The following is a 20,253-nucleotide window of genomic DNA, read 5'->3' as shown; positions in this document are numbered from 1 at the left end:
GGTTTATAAAAAAGCTGCACTTAGGGGTGAATGATGGAGGCGATAAAAAATGGGTGTTACTGTAAAGGATATAATAAAGGATTTAGACCTTGAAATATTAGTTGAAGGCGGCAATAATAACAGCATAACTGTTAGTGATACAAATAGGCCTGGACTTCAATTTTGTGGATTTTATAATTATTTTGCAAACGAAAGAGTTCAGATAGTAGGTATGGCAGAGTGGAGTTTTTTGGATGCAATGCAGCCTGAATTAAGAAAAAAAAGGCTTAAAAAGTTCTTTGAATTTGAAACTCCATGTGTAATAGTTACAAGGGGTCTCGTTCCACATAAGGAATTTTTAGAATATGCAGCTAAAAACAAAAGATGGATATTAAGAACAAAAGCTCTTTCAACAAGATTCATAAGTAAGCTTATGAACTATTTAGACAATAAATTAGCACCTGAAACCAGAATGCATGGTGTTTTAGTAGATGTTTACGGAATTGGTATTTTAATAACAGGTGAAAGCGGTATTGGAAAAAGTGAATCAGCTTTGGAACTTATTAAACGTGGACACAGACTGGTAGCTGATGATGCTGTAGATATAAAGGAAGTGGAAGGTGTGCTTCATGGCACTGCACCATACATTACATCAGGGATGATGGAAGTAAGAGGTATGGGTATAATTGATGTGCCTGCACTATATGGATTAAGCTCTATACTTAAGCAAAAGACAATTAATTTAGTTATATATTTAGAGCAGTGGAAGGAAGATCAAAATTACGATAGATTAGGTTTAGATAAAGAATCTATTGAAATATTGAATGTACCTGTAAGAAGACTTATTTTACCTATAAGGCCTGGAAGAAATATTGCTGTTATAATTGAAGCTGCTGCAGCAAACTATAGATATTCATTAGTGTCAGACATTACACCAGTGGATACTATAAGTAATAGGATGCATGAAGTTGAAAGGGAATCTAAAAATGGACAGTAAAACAGAAATTAGAAATAAAATGATAAATAAAAGGATGAATCTTAATAATGAAATTAAGGCCAGGCTTGATGAAGGTATATATATGAATGTGTGCAAAAGCACTATTTTTAAAAAAGCTGAAAATATTTTTATATATGTTAGTTTAGACTATGAAGTGGACACTAAGAAAATAATTAATAAGGCATTTTCCTTAGGGAAAAGTGTTTCAGTACCAAAGGTTATTTCAAAATCAGAGGGAATGGCAGCAGTAAATATAAAAAGTTTATCAGAATTATCTTTGGGAAAATATAATATATTAGAGCCTGAGATCCATAATAACATTGCAAGTGCCAATGAGTTTGACTTAATAATAGTACCTGGTTTGGCTTTTGATAAAAAAGGAGGCAGATTAGGCTATGGCGGAGGGTTTTACGACAGATATCTGAAAAATTGTTCAAGTACATGTAATATTGTTGCATTGTCATATTCTTTTCAAATTATAGATGAAGTTCCAATGGATATAAATGATATTAAAATAAACAATATAATAACTGAAAAAGAAAATTTAGTAAACAATGTATTTTAATTTAGTTTTCTTTATGATAAAATATAATTGTTAGCAAATTGCAACAAAAATTTCAACGTTGGGGGTGAATAAGCCAAATAAAAGTTAATTCTAATTATTTTTATTTTGGCGAAAATTATGGCAAAAGAACTTACAAAAAATTATGAATATGCATGGAGCAAATACTCCAAAAATGATCAAAATGAACTCAATAAAGTAAATAATGACTACAAGGCTTTTATGTCCAAGTGCAAAACAGAAAGAGAATGCGTAAAAGAATTTATAACTTTAGCCGAAAAAGCTGGTTATAAGGATATCAAAGAGTTAGTGAAAAAAAATGGAAGCTTAAAACCAGGTGATAAGGTTTACGCCAACAATATGGATAAAACTCTGGCATTATTTTTAATTGGCAAAGAACCAATGGAAAATGGCATGAGAATATTGGGAGCTCATGTAGACTCACCTAGATTAGATCTTAAGCAGAATCCATTATATGAAGATACTGACTTAGCATTATTAGAGACTCACTACTATGGCGGTATTAAAAAATATCAATGGGTTACAATGCCTTTAGCTTTACATGGAGTAGTTATAAAAAAAGATGGAACAAAGGTTAATGTTGTAGTAGGCGAAGACGAAAATGATCCAGTTTTAGGCGTCTCTGATTTATTAATCCACTTAGCAGCAGATCAGATGGATAAAAAAGCTGGCAAAGTAATCGAAGGCGAGGATCTTAATGTCTTAGTTGGAAGTATGCCTATAGATGATAAAGATGCAAAAGAAAAAGTAAAGTTAAATATTTTAAATATTTTAAATGAAAAATATGGAATAACTGAGGAAGACTTTGTTTCTGCTGAAATAGAAGTTGTACCAGCAGGAAAAGCAAGAGACCTTGGATTTGACAGAAGTATGATTATGGCTTATGGTCATGATGACAGAATTTGTGCTTATACTTCATTTGTTTCCATGATGAAAATGGATAAAGCTGATAAAACCTGTGTAACTTTATTGGTAGATAAAGAAGAAATAGGCAGCGTTGGTGCAACTGGAATGCATTCAAGATTCTTTGAAAATACTGTAGCTGAAGTTATGAATTTATGTGGAGATTACAATGAGTTAAAAGTTAGAAGAGCTTTGAATAATTCCAAAATGCTTTCATCAGATGTTAGTGCAGCATTTGATCCAAATTATCCTTCAGTTATGGAGAAAAAGAATGCAGCTTACTTTGGCAAAGGCCTTGTGTTTAATAAATATACCGGTGCCAGAGGAAAAAGCGGCTGCAATGATGCTAACCCTGAATTTATAGCAGAAATAAGATCAATTATGGATAAACATAATGTATCATGGCAGACTTCAGAATTAGGAAAAGTTGACCAGGGAGGCGGCGGAACAATAGCTTATATTCTTGCACAATATGATATGCAGGTTATTGACTGTGGTATTGCTCTGCAAAATATGCATGCTCCTTGGGAAGTAGCAAGTAAAGCAGATATATATGAGGCAGTAAAAGGATATTATGCATTCTTATTAGAAGCATAAAAATTGAAATAAAAGCCTTTCAGCTAAATAGAAATTAATTTTCCTATAGCTGAAAGGCTTTTTTACATTAAATGCAGTCTTTTTAAAAATATATTAACCAAATCATTTTCCAAATATACTGAGCCTATTTTAGGTGCGTGGCTGCCTTCTTCCTTTATTGAACCATGAAAGTCAGAACCAGCTGTAACAATTAAATCCCTTTCTTTTGACATTTTAATAAATTCCTTTGTTTCTTCCTCTGAATTTAAATAATATATTGATTCCATTCCGTCAAATTTGAAATTTAACACATCATTTAATATGCCATTTTTTAATAGTTTAGGATGGGCCAGTACAACTAGTGCTCCTGCATTTCTAAGCCTTTCAATTCCTTCATATATGCTTATATCTTTGTTTGGCACATATGCAGGGCAGTTATTCCCAATAAAGTTATTAAAAATATATTCATAGCTGTAATTGTATCCAGATTTTATAATAGCTTCTGCTATATGGGGCCTTGCAAGCACCCCTGTAGTTTCACTTATAACTTTATTAAAATCAAGTTTAATATTATACAAGGTATCCAGCTTTTTTAAAATCAGCCTTGCTCTATAAATTCTATAATCACGTATATCCTTTAAAAACCTTTGAAAATCGCTTTCTAGATAATTCATTCCATTAAAATATCCAAGAATATGAACACTATTTCCATTATACAAAGTTGATAATTCTATACCAGGTATTACTGTTATATTATTATTTTTGGCTTCTTCCAAAGCCTGATCTATACCATCAGTGGTGTCATGATCTGTTATTGCAATGACATCTATTTTTTCGCACATGGCCATTTGCACAATTTCTTTAGGGGTATATTTCCCATCAGAGGCCTTTGTATGAATATGAAGATCTGCAATCATTTATAATTACTCCTTTCTGTGATTCACTTCACATACATTATATCAGAAAGTAATATATAAGTAATAAAACATTCAATTCATAAATATAATATAAACATAAAAGTTTATACAATAACATCTTGGGAAGTGATATAAATTAACACATTTAAAAAATTTCTAATGCTAATAGCTATTTATTTTTTCTGCATTACATGTATAAGCAGCTCAATTTCAAATGTATATGGAAATAGTAGTATTGAAGGAAAAATATACAGCGGGGACTTAAAACTAATCAACTGTAATAAAAAGACTAAAGTAGATTCTGCATTGTTATATGTAAAAAATATTGTAATTGATAAAGATAGTTTTTATATCAATTATAAGACTTTGAATCCCAGCTTAATGAAAAACTTTAATTTCAAAGATATTAAGGTACTAAATAGTGAAGGAACAGAATATAAACATATGGAGAGTTTTTCCTCAAAATCTTCCTTTATGGAAAACTACTGCCAAAGGTACTATGGAAAAATTACTGATTTGAAAGAGATATGTATAAAATATAATTTATACAATAGAGAATTTTATTTTAAAATTCCTTTAAAATAGGGGGACAAGTCACTTGAAAAAGAATTCAAAAGTAATAATATATTGGGTAATTATTATTAGTATATTTTTATTTTGTTTATATCCTCATTTATTTTATGGATCATTTAGTCCACAGAAAGCTCATAGTAAAAACGAAAAGGGAATTAATTATGGTCCATCAGAAAACATTAATAACACAGCTATAGGTAATTCAAAATTGTTTTTTTCCAAATTCGGAAATTATATTTCTACTGACATAGCTGAAAAAAGAAATCTAATGTGGTTTCCTCTTGATAAGCCAAATATTTTGACAATTAATAATAAAGAAAGTATAAATTATAGTTACTTTGAAAGTAATTTAAAAAATAATTATGCTCTTATGTGTATCTTCGGTATAATCAATGACAGTAATATAAAAGAAGTAAAACTTATGGTAAAGGATACTGCAGGCAATACATTAAAATCACTGGATTTTAAGATTTTTAACGGTAAGTATCTTCTATTATACTGGAATGAAAAAATTACTAATTATAGTATGGTAAAAATACAGTGCTTTGATTCAAATAAAAAAAATATCTATGAAAAAAATTTAGAAACCATTGATATATATAATACGCAAAAGTAAAGTGAATTATTATGTTAATTAGGTAAATACTAAATCATGAGGTGATAGAAATGCCTAAAGACAGTCAGCCAGATGGCAAAATACAAAGAATGGAAAAATGTAATTGGCAGACTCCCATAACACGGGAAACAGCAAAAAATCACAATAAAACCACCAAGAAACAATCTGCCAAAAGAGGATAATAAAACACAGGTGGCTGCCGTACTAATGAATTTACATACAATATATTGTAGTATTTATTCTTAATGCGACAGCCCTACACAGCATATTATATATTATTTATCATATTTTCTGCAAAAGACTTTGCTTTTTCATCAATATATTGTACAGAATAAATTGACTTTGGATCATTGGCAGTTTCATATAGCATTGCTCTTGGAGGCAACCTAAATCCTTTATTTATATTTAAAGCACCAATTAACTGCTTTCCAACGGAATCAGATCCTGAGTTACCAGAAACTACAATACCAAACATGGATTTATTATAAAAATTCATTTTGTTGTAAAGAACAGTAAGCCTGTTAATTGTAGCTGTTAAATTAGCAGGTATGGCATCATTGAAGTTTGGGCAGAGCCACACAACTGAGTCTGCTCTCTCTATTGCCGGCAGCACATTTTCCACCATAAAACCGCCATAAAAACAGGAGTTTTGCTTTCCATAATGAACACATAGTTTATATGAACAGCCCTTACAGTCCATTATTTTTCCATTCTCTATATGGATCTCATTGATTTCACAATGACTCAGATTTTCTTTAACCATATGCCAGTAATCCAATGTATTGGAAAACATATGAGTAGATGAATATAAAACAGTTATTTTAGGATTAGTTATTTTTATATACTCATATTCTGAAAGCCTTTTACCTAGTTTTTTGCATTGATTATAACATATTTCTTCTAAGGATAGTTCAGTAAATAGCTTTTTCCATGTATTAAAATTAATAAAATCCTCAGTACATTCAACCAATGGATGACCAATGAAATTGCAGCCAAGGAGATTTAAAGTAAACACAAGACCTTGAGCACATCTTTTAGTATAAAGCTGTGAATTACTGTGAACTAATATGGCTGCAGTAGAACCTGACATAATTGAGCTGTTATTCATATTTAAAGATGAAAGTAATGTTAACATTTCTAAATCAAAGCTGTAGTTTCCAAGCTCTAGAGCAAAAAGGATTTTTTTATGTGTTAAATTAATATGTTCACTGAAACTATCGATATAATACAACGTATCGAATTCTTCTGTAAAAGATGCTATCATTTTTTTTAAGGTATTTGTTTTATTTTTATTTGGAGCAACTACATATAAGCTACTCAAAATATCATCTCCAAAATTATAATTTTTTAAATAAATTACTCTGCTCTGCATAAGATGCCTTAATTTTATTAAACAGCTGATCATTGAAATCATATGTTTCTATTATATTTCCTTTACTTGTAATACGATTTTTCACTCCAAAAAAGTTTCCGCCTATATATGTGGTACTATAGTTCCAATTTCCCTTTATAGTCTCTATAATAGATAAACTTCCTGAGGACAGAGCAGGGGCTACAAAGGGCTTAAATCCGCAATTTCTTATTTTCAGATTTGCTTTAATAGCAGCTGTGGTTAAAATTTCACTAATTTTGTTATTGTAATTATCAATATCATTTGCTATAACTAAACCCTTACCATGAGGTCCAAAAGCTCTTCCTTTATAAATAAAGTTCTCAGCTTCAGCATACTGCTTTGCATAATAAGCAGCCCTGGCAAACATAACTCCAAGTCCATATCCCCTAATCTGCTCTGGTTTTAATCCTTCAAAGTCAGTAATTCCATTTTCATTTTTATTGCTTTCCATAAATGCTTTATTACATAACAAATCAACTGGGTCGGAAACCACTGCAAATATGCCCTTGAATTTATTCTTCCTGGCAAGCTTAGCATAATATTCTATTATTTTGGAATTGCCGCTATATTGAATAAGTCTTACATCCGTATTTTCACATCCTAAAGGTGGAACTCCTACAGAAACACAAAACACAAAATAATCACAATTAAATAATTCTGCTTCATTTAATGGTATTACTTCAGGAAAAATTAATTTTGTATCAGGAGATAGTATTTCATTGCATTCATATTCCCATCTCTTTATTTTATTAGGATCTTTATCATAAATTCCAATTTTAGATATACATTCTCCCCCTAATAATCTTAATCCCGTAACAAGGGTTCCTCCAACATCACCAAGGCCAATTACATTAACCATGCATTTTTTGCTTCCATTTGATTTTATAAATTTATCATAATTATTACTCTTACTATTATTTAAATACTGCTCATAGTCAGGATATGCAGTATTAATTGCTGCAACCTTTTTATCATGAATTCTTTTTTCAAGCCACACAGGTATAGTTTTTGATTCACAGGTATTGTTCTTTAGAATATTTAAGTCCTCATTTTCGAGAAATATTAAATCTTTTGTGCATAATGGATATATAGATCTGCTTTTATATGGATCACTTTCAAAAAGTGTATATATATTCTGCTTAAAATTACATGCACTATTTTCATCAATAACTTTATAATTGTATGGCTTATTTGAAATAAGCAGATTTTCGTTATAAACATAATAAAATAATTTATCCATTTTTTTCTCCTTTTAAAAGCCTTTAATTATTTTTTCAAGCCTGAATAAAGACTCCAAATCGTTTTTCAGATAGCTTGATGCACTTTTATTTAAGTCATATTCAATGTTAGTGCCTTTATCTATAGATCTTGGAATTGTAAACACCTGACCTAAATTTGAAAGAGTTAAATTCCTTTCATGAAACAAATGATACTGTTCCTCTAATGTTTGAAGTATTTCTAAAGAGTTCTCAATGCACGTTTTCGAAAGATTATATATAGATGCAGTAGAAGCTCCTCTCATAAATGTTGGTGATGTATATGGCATTATTAAATTTATTGATGGAAGTAAATTTCTTTTAGGGTAACTTCCTCTCCACACAGAATCTCCGCCAATAAATGGATACAATGCATTTTCATTAAACCACATTTTCATTCTTGGTATAAAATATATACTTTCCACATTTCTATTTTGAATATCCATTAAATCCTTTCCTCTTCCAGACATAATTCCAGCAATAATCTTTTTTACAGTAATATTTTCCTTTTTGAAAAGGGGATCTAATGCCCTCATTCTATATCCTTTATGAAGAATATTATCCACCAGGATTATGGGCCTGTTAAATGATTTTAGCATTTTAACCTGATCCTTAAGCTTAAGATAATGAGGGAACTCACATATATTGAAATTTTCCATTGAAGGTTCAAAAAACTTTTCAGTATGGAGAGCTTTGGTAACAGTATTAGGTATAATATATCTGTCAAATATATCTCCGTAAGGTACACACATTGCTTCACCAAGTTTTTTAGTTTCACTGATTTTTGTGGATACACCATTTTCCTTGCATATTTTATTTATCATGCATTGATGAAGATAATTTATATCAAAGGGAAGTACTAATTCTCCAGGATATAAATTTGTTAAAGAATTCATAAGTTTTTTTCTTGTGGATATAATAACCTGGCGAAGATCTATATTACTCCTAAAGGGCTCCTTTAAAATGTTTTCTATATCAAAATTTATAACACAGGGAGAGCTCATATTTACAACTGATATATGAGATTCTTCGCATCCTTCAATAGCTGTAAACCCTATAAGTTTTAAATGTTCATCTATGGAAGGTAAAATAAATTCCTTTGAAAATGGTTTGTATATTGCATATTCATAATCCTTGGATATTGAAAAGGCTAATGTGTCAGTAATAATAATCTGTTCCAGATTCCTGTTTTTTTCTGCATTTTTTATATAAATCCCATCAATACAAATTACTCTTCCAAGACTATTTGTCCTTATAAATTCGGCTACCTTGGCATTACAAGTTTCTTCATATATCATACTTGATCTTAACCAGTGAAAAATTGAAAATCCTAAAATTTCACCAGATTCCAAATCTTTTAACAAAAATGCTCTTCCAGATGGCTTCTTAAAGATTTCTTTGATTTTATCAATGAACTTTTTCTTATTGCCTTTACCCAAAAGTTTAAACATATCTTCAGCTGCATCAATGCTGAATTCTTCTATTAGGATTGTGTCAAATAAGATATTTTTAATTGTTGATTTATCCTGAGGTTCTCTTTGATAGAATCCATTTTCGTATATATACTTCTGAGCTAAAGGATCTACTAATGAAGATATATCCTTACTTTCATCAATATAATTACGTATTTGAGTAGAACTTATTTCCGAATATTTTGCAGGTAAAGTTAAAAATATTACTTCACTTTTAAACCTTTTAACAAAGTCCAGCAGCTTTTTTGTTTTATTTCTTTGAAAGATAATATGGGGAAGGCTGTAAATTAAAGATTCATCTGCTGAATTTTTGTTATAGCATGTAGCATTGAGAAGCACATCACTGCCTATAGCCATATATACCTTTGAATAGGGGAATTTACTTAATAATCTTTTTAAATCATCTTCATTTGACATATTTGTGGGCTCGTCATCTGGATAAATATATATACCTAGCTCATTTGCAATGGACATACTAATAATATCTCGTCGCAGTAAGCTTGGGAGAGTCTTTTTAGACCAGGAAAATTCATCAACAGCTAAATACACTTCATAGCCTTTATCCCTGATATATGTTGCAATCTGCTTATGGCTTAATGAAAAAGGATCAAAGGTTCCAGGGAAAAAAGCAACTTTCTCAGGTATTGATATATTAATTTTTCCTATGAAAAAAGTGTAATCAGAAATAAATCTGTAAATATGATTTAGTCCAGCTGAATTAGTTAGAAATAATAAATCTTCTATTCTATTATCTGAAACCAATGTAAGGATCTTCTTGGCTATTAATGTGAATATATGCTCCTTTTTGTATAATGATAAACAGCTGGTTCCAAATATATCTTTTCCTATTACACTAAAGGCAGCCTGCTTCACATGAATATTATAATCACCCAAGCCGCATAATAATATACCAAGCATTTTTCTTAACCTATTTTCATAATCATTTTCATTTTCTTCAAACCGCTTTGCATAGCAGTCATAATTTGAAATTGTTACGCCTATGGTTTTTAAAATTAAAGATTTTAAATTTGCATTAGAGCTTTTTATTTTCTCGGAAAGATCCTCAATAATTTCATCTAATTCTTTGGGCTGCAGCCATAACACTGCTTTTCCTGTAAACCCTGGAATGTATTCTGTAAATCTATTTCCCTCAATTTCTAATGCCCTTAATAATTCAACTGCTACTTCATTTCTTTCGGATATTGAAAGCTTTGGCATAATTTTTAATATGGCAGATCCAGCATGATTTCTCACACTTTCAACAGCACTAACCTTAAGAAGATTACAAAAATGTATGGAAGTATGCAGACTGCTGCTAGGATGACTTTTTAAAGCATACTCCAGTAAAAGATCAATTTGGTTTTTCTTTTTAATCCAGTCAGTGGCACTTTTTAAGTTACTTAAAAATATTTCAGTTATTTTTTTATCATTTAGCTTTATTTTACTTCTGTATTGATCTGATAATTCTGTAAAAGAAAATTTATCACATATTTTTTTTAAAAGTAATGTGGTATTTATGCTTTTATCTTTATCCAAATTATCTTCCAGATATTTTTTTATGGATTCAATGAAATTCTTTGGAAGTATACATTTATTTGATAAATTTAGTACTGCATCTAAAGCAGCTTCTTTTATCATATTGTTTCTTTTATTTATACATACTAAAATATAATCATATAATATGTTAATGTTTTCATCAAATGGTTCAAGGGGTATGCTCTTAGCACTTTGTAAAAGGAATATATGAGAGTCAGTGTTTTTTGTTAAATAGTCCTTGTAATAACCCATAAGTATTTTTCTGTAGTTTAATAATTGATTACTATTACAATGAGTAAATAATGAATTGATCATTATACTTAATGAATATCCCAAATAAAACTTATGAGAGGGCACCAGATTATGGCTGTGATTTAACATAATATCAATGCTTTGCTTAAACAAATCAGTGCTGCTTATGGAAAACTGATGTATGGTAACATTATCTGGTAATTCCTTTCTGTAATTTTCATCAAAAATAGCTATTAATATACCAATTAATTCTGCACAGTGTCTTCTAATATCGTCTTCAGGATGAGTTAAATTATCATATAAAAAAGAAATAGTCTGTAATTTTTGCTTTTGAGTTAAATATGTGGAATATTCCTGAAATATCCTAATGTATTCTCTTAAGTTTTTCCAGTCCTTTTCACTTCTTGCAGCTTCCAGTATGGCATCTAGCGAAAATTCATCTCTTAACTCATACATTAATTTTATATTGTGCATTATAGACAGATTTTTTATGCTGCTTATTATTTCATCCCCCTGCAGCAATGAATAATTATTACAAGGAATTTTAGTATGATTATCCCGAGCCTTTTTTGAGAGTATATCTATATTTAGATCCATTAAGAAATCTTCAAAATCCTTAAGCTTTGCATATACTCTTCTATATCTCTTTTCCTTTTCTATATCCATATTTTCTAATTTATTTAAAATAACATAAAATGAGTCCTCTAAGCTGTATATTTTCATTCTGCCATCTTTGTACATGCAGTCACTCTTAACTCTAAAATCTGAATAAATTAAAATTAGTGACTCAATTGGCAGATTCTCAAGCTCCAGATCCCATGTAGAATGATTTAAAGCAATATTTCTTATGTAATTTATTCCATATCTTTTAAACCATTCATCAGTATAAAAATAATGCAGCCTTGGTGTTTTCTTTATTTCAGAAATTCTGCAGCCATATTTGCCAATATCATGCCCGGCTGCGGCACCGGAAACCCTGCCAAGGTCTACAGGTATATTTATATTTTTTAATTGTCTTGCAATGTACATAGCTATATAGTGAACACCGCAAACATGATCTAAAGTTGTATAATTCATAACTTCTTTGCTGAGTTTCATCATCTCATAGGTATAATTATGCTTAAAGGCTTTAATGAATTTTTTATATTCATCACTATTTTCCAAATGGTTTTCTTCATCCTGATCAAGAAAATTCATAGGATACTTATACTGCCATGATTGATTTTCTAAATCCCTTTCGGCCTGGCAGATTACCCTTAAAACTTTCAGATATATTTCACAAACAGGGTTTAAATTTTCCAATAAGATAATGCTTACTGCTTCAGGGAAGCTTTTATTTAAAGTGTATTGATATATATATGATAACCAGTCCTGCTGATTATATGGATAGCTTAATTTATCAAGTAATGGTTTACATATTGACAAAGCATTTTCACAGCTGAAGTTTTTACTTTCAAATATAGAATTAAACCCATTTATAAATTCGCTGCTTCTTAAGAAATTATCAATAGAATTCTTATCAAGTTTGAACTTTTGTATCCATCTTATACTTGTAAGCTTCCTAACCAATCTATTATAATAAAACTGATATAATTTATTCATGATGTACCCCCTTTAACTTTAGTTGGTATTTATACTAAAATTATATACTTTTAAATTAATATTTCATAGGTACTCAGTTATATAAATATTTACACAGAGAATAAATGTTTAAAGAATTAGGGGTGTCATTCATATTAATAAAATCCATTTCATAATTTCCATCCCAGGGGTATATAGAAATTAAATTTTCATTATAAACATTGACAATATACTTTTCATTTCCAAAGTCAAAGAATATTTTATATAATGGTTTGCTTAATTCTTTATCTGGCTTTTTTATAAAATTTGACTTATTAAGTTTCTTTAAAAAAAGTTTAAATTGTTCCACATACTCTTTATTAAACTGAATTTCTTTATAGTAATTTGTATCTAGTATTGTTGTTTTACAATTGCTTTTATCAGATAAATTCTTCCATAATAAATTGGTATAATAGAAGTCATTGGGCTTTGAAGGGTGTAAGATTTTATAATCCATAATATTTGAACAGCTGGTAAAAAGCAATGTAATTATACATGTTATTGATATGATTAATATATTCCTCCTCATAATATTCACCTTTATTAAATGTTATAAAATAACATATGAATAATAAAGAATATTTATTACAATGAATAATCATGTATTGACACTTGCATATGTTTCTGCTATTATAAGTTTATATTCAATATAAAGTTGGATATGTCCCCCAATTCATATATACATACTAACATCATCTACAATATAGATGGTGTATTTTTTTATATTTAATTATGAGTTATTTTATTTGAGATTGAATGTACATTTTAGTATGCAATTATCTGAATATTTATGTAAGATATTCTGCTGTTGTAAATATTATATTTTAATGATAAAATTAATACGGGGTATAGGTATAAATAATAAATTATGAGGTGTAACTAATGAATGAAAATAAAACTATTTCAAAAAAAGATGTTTTAGTTAGATTAAGAAGAATAGAAGGACAGGTAAAAGGGATAGAAAAAATGGTAGACGGCGAAGCTTGCTGCAGGGATATTTTAATACAGGTTGCTGCTATACGAGCTGCTATGAATAAAGTTGGTTCTATGATATTTGAAAACTATGCAAAGGGTTGTTTTAACTGTAATGATGGAAATTTAGTAAAACCTGAAAGTGTAGATGATTTAATTTCAACTTTGAATATGTTCATTAAATAAAAAATAGAAAGCCAGAAGCTTTCTATTTTTTATTTCTATTTATAATTACAATTTTTACTATAGTTGAGATGAATAATATACCAACTGCAATGGCACCAGCAATTGTAATAGTCTGAACCCCCATGGAAAGGGCTGTTTGTACATTTCCTTTAACTGATTCCATCATTGTGTTATACATTCCACCTCCAGGAACTACTGGAATAATGGCACATATAACAAAGGTGGTTACAGGTGTTTTTAAAACCCTTGCCATTATTTCTGAATATAATGTAACTATAGCAGCTGCAAGAAAATAGGCAAAAATCATAGATGAAAAAAATTTTAATGATAAAAGATATACTGCCCAGCTTATGCCGCCTCCTAAAGAAGCAAATACTAAATTTTTACCCCTGATATTAAAAATAATTCCAAAAGCCAGTGTGGCTATAGATGCATATATGAAATTTAAAACCATTTTTAAAGTCCTCCATTAGCTAAAAACCAAATTTTAAAAACTATACCTGTGCCTACTGCAATGGCCACTGCCACTAAAAAAGCCTCTATGCCCCTGGAAATACCTGCAACTAAATCACCTGAAATGGTATCTCTTATGGCATTTGTAATGGCGAGGCCGGGAACCAGGAGCATAATGGAACCTATAACTATTTTATCAACACTGCTTCCAAAGCCGAATTTTACACTTAATAATGCCAGCAGTGCAGCAAGTACGCCTCCCACAATATTTATAAAAAAACTATTGGTTTCAAATCTGTTTAATAAAATAGTAGAACAGGTTATTATCCCTCCAATCATGAAAGATACAATGAAGTCCTTTAATGACCCTCCAAACATTAGAGTAAAAAAGCCAGCACCAATACATGAGAAAAGTATATTTGTTTTATTTGAATATCTTTTAACTTCATCTATTTTTGACAGCTGATTTTCAACATATTCTAAAGTATATCCTTTTATACGAATATTTCGTGATAAATCATTAACTCTTGATATTTTCTCCAGGTTTGTTGTCCTTACATTGATTCTTTTAACAATAGAGATTGTTTGTCCAAACTCACTTGTTGCAGACATCATTATACCTGTAGGAGTAACAAAGCTTTCTGAATTATCAATATTGTATGCATGACATATTCTGTTTATGGTTTCTTCAACCCTATAAGTTTCTCCGCCATTTTCAAGTACTATTTTCCCAGCTGTTGCAGCTATATGCATTATTCTGTTCATATCCATATCAATAAACTCCTATATCTGAAAAATATTCAATGGTATTATATCATATACATCAGCACTATACATACATTAATTTATTTTATAGAATATTAAAAATATTTCATTTCATTGTTGCTAGCAGATGTTAAAGCATTTATAATCTAAGATGAGAGTTTATTTTAATAAACTTAAGAAGAAGGGGTGATAAACATGAGTTTAGAGAACTTAAAAAAAGAAGATGCAGAGATTTATAGTATCATAGAAAAGGAATCAATGAGACAAGAGGATAATATTGAATTAATTGCATCTGAGAATTTTACAAGTAAGGCTGTAATGGAAGCAATGGGATCTCAACTTACAAATAAATATGCAGAAGGATATCCTGGAAAAAGATTTTATGGTGGATGCAGATTTGTTGATGAAGTTGAAACAATAGCAATAGAAAGAGCTAAAAAGCTTTTTAATGCAGAGCATGCTAATGTACAGCCTCATTCAGGATCACAGGCAAATATGGCAGTATACATGGCTGTATTAAAACCTGGAGATACAGTACTGGGCATGAATTTAAGCCATGGAGGTCACTTAACACATGGCAGTCCTGTAAGTTTTTCGGGTAAGCTTTATAATTTCGTCCCATATGGTTTAAAAAAAGAAACTGAAAGAATAGATTATGAACAGGTTAGAACATTGGCTTTAGAAAATAAACCAAAGTTGATAGTTGCAGGAGCAAGTGCATATCCAAGAATAATAGATTTTAAATTGTTTAAAGAAATTGCAGATGAAGCAGGAGCTTTACTAATGGTTGATATGGCACATATCGCTGGATTAGTAGCAGCAGGAGAACATCCATCACCTGTGCCATATGCAGATTTCGTCACAACTACAACTCATAAAACCCTTAGAGGTCCAAGAGGAGGAGTAATCCTCTGTAAGGAAAAATATGCAAAAGCACTTGATAAAGCAATATTCCCTGGAATTCAAGGGGGCCCTCTTATGCATACAATTGCAGCTAAAGCAGTCTGCTTTGGAGAAGCTCTTACAGATGAATATAAACAATATATAAAGCAGGTTGTTATAAATGCCAGAGTTCTGGGAGAAGAACTTGTAAAATACGGCTTTAGACTGGTATCTGGTGGAACAGATAATCATCTTATTTTAGTAGATTTAACAAATAAGAATATTACAGGAAAAGATGCAGAAAAGCTTCTTGAATCTATAGGAATTACTGTTAATAAAAATGCAGTACCTTATGATAAACTTAGTCCTTTTGTAACAAGCGGTATTAGAATAGGTACACCGGCAGCTACAACAAGAGGCTTTAAGGAAGATGAAATGAAAAAAATAGCATATTTCATTGATTATACTATTAATCACAGGGATGAAGATCTATCAGCAATATCCAGTGAAATTAAAAAGCTGTGTAACAAATACCCAATATATAAATAAACTATGAATAATATTGAAAGTATTTTAAAGTATTTGATTGATAATTTGGACATAGGGATTCATATAGTTGATGGTTCAGGTGCTACAATTTATTATAATGAAGCAATGGCACAGGTTGAAGGAATTAAAAAAGAAGATGCAATTGGTAAAAAAGTTGTGGATTATTTAAGTGATGTTAAAGAAGACAACTCAACCTTAATGAATGCTTTAAAAAACGGCAATAAAATTACTGATGTTATTCAACATTACAGCAGTATTAAAAAGAAGAAAATAACCAGCATTAATACAACAATTCCGGTAATTAACGAAAATAAAATTATTGCAGCAATAGAAATTGCTAAAGATATGACTCAGTTAAAAGAACTTACAGAAAAGATATGCAAGCTTCAGGTAAATGACAGCACATTAAAAAAAACTTATACATTTAATGATATCTATGGTAAAAATCCAATAATGCTTAAGGCTGTTGAAAAAGCTAAAAAAGCAAGTTTAGCTAATTCTTCAGTGCTTATATATGCTGAAACAGGTTGTGGAAAAGAAGTTTTTGCACAAAGCATTCATTACAGCGGCATTAGAAAAAATAAACCTTTTATACCAATAAACTGCGCTGCTATTCCAGATGCACTACTTGAAAGTATGCTGTTTGGAACACGTAGAGGAAGTTTTACAGGTGCCGAAAATAAAAAAGGGCTTTTTGAAGAGGCAGATGGGGGAACTATTTTATTAGATGAGATTAATTCTATGAATCCATATCTTCAGTCAAAATTGTTAAGGGTATTACAAGATGGATATATAAGGCCTGTAGGCAGTAACAAAACTATAGATGTGGATGTAAGAATAATTGCAACTTTAAATGAGGAACCAGACAAATTAATAGAAAGCGGAAGACTTAGAAAAGATCTTTATTACAGGCTCAGCGTAATTAGGATAAATATACCTCCTCTAAGGGATAGAAAAGAAGATATAATTTATTATGTTGAACATTATATAGAATATTACAATAAAATGCTTGGTAAAAACATAAAGGGTATTGAACCCGAGGTACTCCAGAGATTTTATGATTACAACTGGCCTGGCAACATAAGAGAGCTTAAAAACATAATTGAATCAGCAGTTAATATGTGTGACAGCAATATATATCTTTCCAAGGAATATTTTGATATCAGAATTAATAAAAATAAAGGAAATGATATACTTAAATCTGGAATTAATACTCAGGCTGAAATGTTTAACACATATAATTCTTCATTATATGAATACATTAACGAAATAGAAAAAAAAATAATTATAAACATGCTAGAACAAAATGGAAACAATATAACAGTTACAGCAAAAAAACTCGGGCTATCAAGACAAAATTTACAGCATAAAATTAAAAAATACTGTATTTATTAGTGCAAAGATATTTGCATGTATATGCAAATATCTTTGCACTAGCTTAAAGCAATAACAATAGGGATTATGTACAATATTTTAAAATAGGGACTGCAAAAACATTTGCAGTCCTTATTTTTTGTACCCAGTTTTCCTTAATAATCAACAAGTTAAATATTGGCACAGTATTTGCTAATATTTAACTATATAGAATATTTTTAATTATCCGAAACTTATTATGATACTAATGGTAATTTTACAGAGTTATTAAAAAATAGAGGGTAGGTGATTTATATGATTAAAAAAGAAACCTGGGTAGAAGTTGAGGAAACAGTATTATCCCCTGATGAAAGGGCTCAGAATATACCTGAGGCAACAAAGAAAACACCCCTTAAAGTCTGGGTGAGAGGCAATTGTCTGGAGGATTGCAATATGGGGCAGGTTGTAAATGTAAAGACTAATTCAGGCAGAACATTAAATGGGAAAGTGGTAAGTGTTAATCCTGGATATTATCACAGCTTTGGAGATTACGTGGAAGAAACTGCTTATATAGGAATTCAAGCCAGAAAAATGCTAGAAAAATAAGGGGGCATAGCAATGAATAAGTATGATGAATTAATGAGCAGAAAAAGTGAAATAATGCTTAAATCAGTTGGAATTGACTATTCAAAATATGAAACAGGAAAACTTTCTTTTGATTATAATTCTATGATGAAAGATGTAGGATATGGTATTAAAGATGTAATAGAAATTCAAACTGAAGCCAGAGTAGGGAATACACCTCTCCTGGAACTTAAAAATATAACTGAATTAGCTAGAAAAGTTTCAAAGACAGGGCAGGCAGCACGAATATTTATAAAGGATGAAAGTTGTAATCCATCTGGCAGTTTTAAAGACAGAAGAGCTGCACTATCGGTTTATGATGCAAAAAAACGAGGGTATAAGGGAGTTGTATCTGCTACTTCTGGTAATTATGGAGCTGCAGTGGCATCTCAGGCTGCTATGAGATCCTTAAAATGTATAATTGTTCAGGAATGCTATGATTCAAACAAAATAGGACAGCCTGAAATATTAGAAAAAGGAAGAAAATGCGAGGGCTTTGGTGCAGAAGTACTAAGATTAACTGTGGGTCCGGAACTTTTTTACACATTTTTAAAGGTTTTAGAAGATACATCATACTATAATGCTTCTCTGTATTCAACTTATGGAGTTGCAGGTATAGAAACATTAGGATATGAAATTGCTGTTCAATGCAGGGAAGAATTTGGGAGAGATCCATCAGCAGTTGTAATAACACATGCAGGCGGCGGAAATGTTACAGGCACTGCAAGAGGACTTATAAAAGCAGGCGCATTGGATACAAAAATAATTGGAGCATCTGTAGATTTAACTGGGCTTCATATGGCCTCTGATATAGACTTTAATAAGAAATCGTTTACTACAGGACATACAGGCTTTGGAATACCATTTATGACATGGCCTGACAGATCAGATGTACCTAGAAGTGCAGCAAGACCTTTAAGATATCTGGACAGGTACGTTACAGTACAACAGGGAGAAGTTTTTTACATGACTGAATTATTAGCTCAAATAGAAGGCCTTGAAAGAGGACCTGCTGGAAATATATCTTTAGCAGCAGCCTTTTCATTAGCTCAGGAAATGAACAATGATGATATTTTAGTTGTTCAGGAGACTGAGTATACAGGAGCTGGTAAACATATAATACCTCAGCTGAACTTTGCAAAGCAAAATGGAATTAAAATTGAAGTTGGAGATCCAATTAATGAAATACCAGGTAAAACCATAATACTTCCAGAAAGTCCATCAAAGCTTTCTGTAAATAATAGAGATTTAAATGAATATAGAAAATCATATATTTATAATTCATTAAAAAAAGTTAAGGGTGACTATATAGAACAGACTGATTTAGATTTTCTTTGTAAAGAAACAAGACTTACTACAGATGAAGTCATGAAAATATTAAAAGAAAATAATTTTGATGTAAGGTAGGTGATTTATTTGAAAAGAGAAGATGATTTTGAAAAGAGAAGAGAACACTTAAAAGATTTAAGTGATAAAGAACTATATGATAGATTCTGGTGCCTGGCTGAACAAATTGTTAAGCCTATGGTGGATCTGGCCTACAATAATACATCTCCTTCTATAGAAAGATCAGTATTACTTAGAATGGGTTTCTCCAGTTTAGAGGCAGGAGACATAGTAAAAAATGGTGTTAAGTGGAATCTGCTTGGTAAAGGTATGGGCAATGCGGTATTAACCTATTCTAAAATAAAAAATATTGATTATCTTAAAGCAGGAGCACAGCTTGCAGGTGGTATTGGATGGAATGAGTTAGCAGAAAAATTTGCTCAGAAAATAGATTGATTGAATTAATCATG

The 20,253-nt window shown here is 30.4% G+C and carries 19 protein-coding genes; 12 read left to right on the top strand and 7 right to left on the bottom strand.

Annotated elements, in window-relative coordinates:
• The first annotated feature begins 49 nt into the window (after window positions 1–49).
• The 3 genes from hprK to EQM05_RS08375 all read left to right on the top strand — a co-directional run bounded on the left by hprK (window position 50) and on the right by EQM05_RS08375 (window position 3,059).
• The gene (gene hprK, locus EQM05_RS08385; RefSeq protein WP_128749620.1) at window positions 50–976 is read left to right on the top strand and encodes an HPr(Ser) kinase/phosphatase; all 927 of its coding nucleotides are present in this window, start codon (window positions 50–52) and stop codon (window positions 974–976) included.
• Window positions 966–1,541 carry a 5-formyltetrahydrofolate cyclo-ligase gene (locus tag EQM05_RS08380; RefSeq protein ID WP_164917243.1) on the top strand — a complete coding sequence of 192 codons (576 nt, stop codon included), beginning with the start codon at window positions 966–968 and terminating at the stop codon, window positions 1,539–1,541. Before hprK ends, EQM05_RS08380 begins: the two co-directional genes overlap by 11 nt.
• Window positions 1,542–1,658: 117 nt before the next feature.
• The gene (locus tag EQM05_RS08375) at window positions 1,659–3,059 is read left to right on the top strand and encodes an aminopeptidase (protein WP_128749618.1); all 1,401 of its coding nucleotides are present in this window, start codon (window positions 1,659–1,661) and stop codon (window positions 3,057–3,059) included.
• A 62-nt stretch (window positions 3,060–3,121) separates the two neighbouring features.
• On the opposite strand, the gene EQM05_RS08370 is transcribed toward EQM05_RS08375, so the two are convergent.
• A complete protein-coding gene (locus tag EQM05_RS08370; RefSeq protein ID WP_128749617.1) occupies window positions 3,122–3,955 on the bottom strand; it encodes a PHP domain-containing protein in 834 nt (277 codons plus the stop codon).
• 159 nt (window positions 3,956–4,114) lie between these two features.
• Here EQM05_RS08370 and EQM05_RS08365 point away from each other — a divergent pair, with 159 nt between their 5' ends.
• From EQM05_RS08365 to EQM05_RS16345, 3 genes are read left to right on the top strand one after another with little or no spacing between them, the layout of a single operon-like run.
• Complete coding sequence (locus EQM05_RS08365) at window positions 4,115–4,540, top strand: hypothetical protein (protein ID WP_128749616.1); 426 nt, start codon at window positions 4,115–4,117, stop codon at window positions 4,538–4,540.
• 13 nt (window positions 4,541–4,553) lie between these two features.
• The gene (locus EQM05_RS08360; protein ID WP_128749615.1) at window positions 4,554–5,144 is read left to right on the top strand and encodes a hypothetical protein; all 591 of its coding nucleotides are present in this window, start codon (window positions 4,554–4,556) and stop codon (window positions 5,142–5,144) included.
• Window positions 5,145–5,194: 50 nt separating this feature from the next.
• A complete protein-coding gene (locus EQM05_RS16345) occupies window positions 5,195–5,326 on the top strand; it encodes a hypothetical protein (RefSeq protein ID WP_279222103.1) in 132 nt (43 codons plus the stop codon).
• Between the two features lie 86 nt (window positions 5,327–5,412).
• Here the strand turns inward: EQM05_RS16345 and EQM05_RS08355 are convergent, their stop codons facing one another.
• The 4 genes from EQM05_RS08355 to EQM05_RS08340 form a co-directional block, all read right to left on the bottom strand.
• On the bottom strand, window positions 5,413–6,465 hold the full coding sequence (locus EQM05_RS08355) for an NAD(P)H-dependent oxidoreductase (protein ID WP_164917242.1): 1,053 nt from the start codon (window positions 6,463–6,465) through the stop codon (window positions 5,413–5,415).
• Window positions 6,466–6,481: 16 nt separating this feature from the next.
• Window positions 6,482–7,777: a lactate dehydrogenase gene (locus EQM05_RS08350; protein WP_128749614.1), complete on the bottom strand. Its 1,296-nt coding sequence runs from the start codon at window positions 7,775–7,777 to the stop codon at window positions 6,482–6,484.
• 12 nt (window positions 7,778–7,789) lie between these two features.
• A complete protein-coding gene (locus EQM05_RS08345; RefSeq protein WP_128749613.1) occupies window positions 7,790–12,655 on the bottom strand; it encodes a cytidyltransferase in 4,866 nt (1,621 codons plus the stop codon).
• Between the two features lie 73 nt (window positions 12,656–12,728).
• Window positions 12,729–13,202, bottom strand: coding sequence for a DUF4883 family protein (locus tag EQM05_RS08340; RefSeq protein ID WP_128749612.1), 474 nt, complete (start codon window positions 13,200–13,202; stop codon window positions 12,729–12,731).
• A gap of 353 nt (window positions 13,203–13,555) precedes the next feature.
• On the opposite strand from EQM05_RS08340, the gene EQM05_RS08335 reads away from it, so the two are divergent.
• Window positions 13,556–13,831 carry a metal-sensitive transcriptional regulator gene (locus tag EQM05_RS08335; protein WP_128749611.1) on the top strand — a complete coding sequence of 92 codons (276 nt, stop codon included), beginning with the start codon at window positions 13,556–13,558 and terminating at the stop codon, window positions 13,829–13,831.
• Between the two features lie 22 nt (window positions 13,832–13,853).
• On the opposite strand, the gene EQM05_RS08330 is transcribed toward EQM05_RS08335, so the two are convergent.
• Window positions 13,854–14,285 carry a threonine/serine exporter family protein gene (locus tag EQM05_RS08330; RefSeq protein ID WP_128749610.1) on the bottom strand — a complete coding sequence of 144 codons (432 nt, stop codon included), beginning with the start codon at window positions 14,283–14,285 and terminating at the stop codon, window positions 13,854–13,856.
• A gap of 2 nt (window positions 14,286–14,287) precedes the next feature.
• The gene (locus tag EQM05_RS08325) at window positions 14,288–15,055 is read right to left on the bottom strand and encodes a threonine/serine exporter family protein (protein ID WP_128749609.1); all 768 of its coding nucleotides are present in this window, start codon (window positions 15,053–15,055) and stop codon (window positions 14,288–14,290) included.
• 189 nt (window positions 15,056–15,244) lie between these two features.
• Here EQM05_RS08325 and glyA point away from each other — a divergent pair, with 189 nt between their 5' ends.
• From glyA to EQM05_RS08300, 5 genes are all read left to right on the top strand, one after another.
• A complete protein-coding gene (gene glyA, locus EQM05_RS08320) occupies window positions 15,245–16,480 on the top strand; it encodes a serine hydroxymethyltransferase (RefSeq protein ID WP_128749608.1) in 1,236 nt (411 codons plus the stop codon).
• Between the two features lie 3 nt (window positions 16,481–16,483).
• Entirely contained in the window at window positions 16,484–17,875 is a 1,392-nt protein-coding gene (locus tag EQM05_RS08315) for a sigma 54-interacting transcriptional regulator (RefSeq protein WP_128749607.1), read from the top strand.
• Window positions 17,876–18,148: 273 nt separating this feature from the next.
• Window positions 18,149–18,439, top strand: coding sequence for a 2-amino-4-oxopentanoate thiolase subunit OrtA (gene ortA, locus EQM05_RS08310; protein WP_128749606.1), 291 nt, complete (start codon window positions 18,149–18,151; stop codon window positions 18,437–18,439).
• A gap of 12 nt (window positions 18,440–18,451) precedes the next feature.
• On the top strand, window positions 18,452–19,864 hold the full coding sequence (gene ortB / locus EQM05_RS08305) for a 2-amino-4-oxopentanoate thiolase subunit OrtB (RefSeq protein ID WP_128749605.1): 1,413 nt from the start codon (window positions 18,452–18,454) through the stop codon (window positions 19,862–19,864).
• 9 nt (window positions 19,865–19,873) lie between these two features.
• The gene (locus EQM05_RS08300) at window positions 19,874–20,239 is read left to right on the top strand and encodes an ornithine aminomutase subunit alpha (protein ID WP_128749604.1); all 366 of its coding nucleotides are present in this window, start codon (window positions 19,874–19,876) and stop codon (window positions 20,237–20,239) included.
• Window positions 20,240–20,253 lie beyond the last annotated feature (14 nt).

The sequence above is a fragment of the Clostridium sp. JN-9 genome, from assembly GCF_004103695.1.
Lineage (GTDB): Bacteria > Bacillota > Clostridia > Clostridiales > Clostridiaceae > JN-9.
Note: the sequence above shows the minus strand (reverse complement) of the source record. Positions and strands in the feature narration are given on the sequence as shown.

Bases quoted from the DNA above. Each gene is read 5' to 3' on its own strand.
- hprK (WP_128749620.1), top strand. From the start codon at position 50: ATGGGTGTTACTGTAAAGGATATAATAAAGGATTTAGACCTTGAAATA.
- EQM05_RS08380 (WP_164917243.1), top strand. From the start codon at position 966: ATGGACAGTAAAACAGAAATTAGAAATAAAATGATAAATAAAAGGATG.
- EQM05_RS08375 (WP_128749618.1), top strand. From the start codon at position 1,659: ATGGCAAAAGAACTTACAAAAAATTATGAATATGCATGGAGCAAATAC.
- EQM05_RS08370 (WP_128749617.1), bottom strand. From the start codon at position 3,955: ATGATTGCAGATCTTCATATTCATACAAAGGCCTCTGATGGGAAATAT.
- EQM05_RS08365 (WP_128749616.1), top strand. From the start codon at position 4,115: ATGCTAATAGCTATTTATTTTTTCTGCATTACATGTATAAGCAGCTCA.
- EQM05_RS16345 (WP_279222103.1), top strand. From the start codon at position 5,195: ATGCCTAAAGACAGTCAGCCAGATGGCAAAATACAAAGAATGGAAAAA.
- EQM05_RS08350 (WP_128749614.1), bottom strand. From the start codon at position 7,777: ATGGATAAATTATTTTATTATGTTTATAACGAAAATCTGCTTATTTCA.
- EQM05_RS08345 (WP_128749613.1), bottom strand. From the start codon at position 12,655: ATGAATAAATTATATCAGTTTTATTATAATAGATTGGTTAGGAAGCTT.
- EQM05_RS08340 (WP_128749612.1), bottom strand. From the start codon at position 13,202: ATGAGGAGGAATATATTAATCATATCAATAACATGTATAATTACATTG.
- EQM05_RS08335 (WP_128749611.1), top strand. From the start codon at position 13,556: ATGAATGAAAATAAAACTATTTCAAAAAAAGATGTTTTAGTTAGATTA.
- EQM05_RS08330 (WP_128749610.1), bottom strand. From the start codon at position 14,285: ATGGTTTTAAATTTCATATATGCATCTATAGCCACACTGGCTTTTGGA.
- EQM05_RS08325 (WP_128749609.1), bottom strand. From the start codon at position 15,055: ATGGATATGAACAGAATAATGCATATAGCTGCAACAGCTGGGAAAATA.
- glyA (WP_128749608.1), top strand. From the start codon at position 15,245: ATGAGTTTAGAGAACTTAAAAAAAGAAGATGCAGAGATTTATAGTATC.
- EQM05_RS08315 (WP_128749607.1), top strand. From the start codon at position 16,484: ATGAATAATATTGAAAGTATTTTAAAGTATTTGATTGATAATTTGGAC.
- ortA (WP_128749606.1), top strand. From the start codon at position 18,149: ATGATTAAAAAAGAAACCTGGGTAGAAGTTGAGGAAACAGTATTATCC.
- ortB (WP_128749605.1), top strand. From the start codon at position 18,452: ATGAATAAGTATGATGAATTAATGAGCAGAAAAAGTGAAATAATGCTT.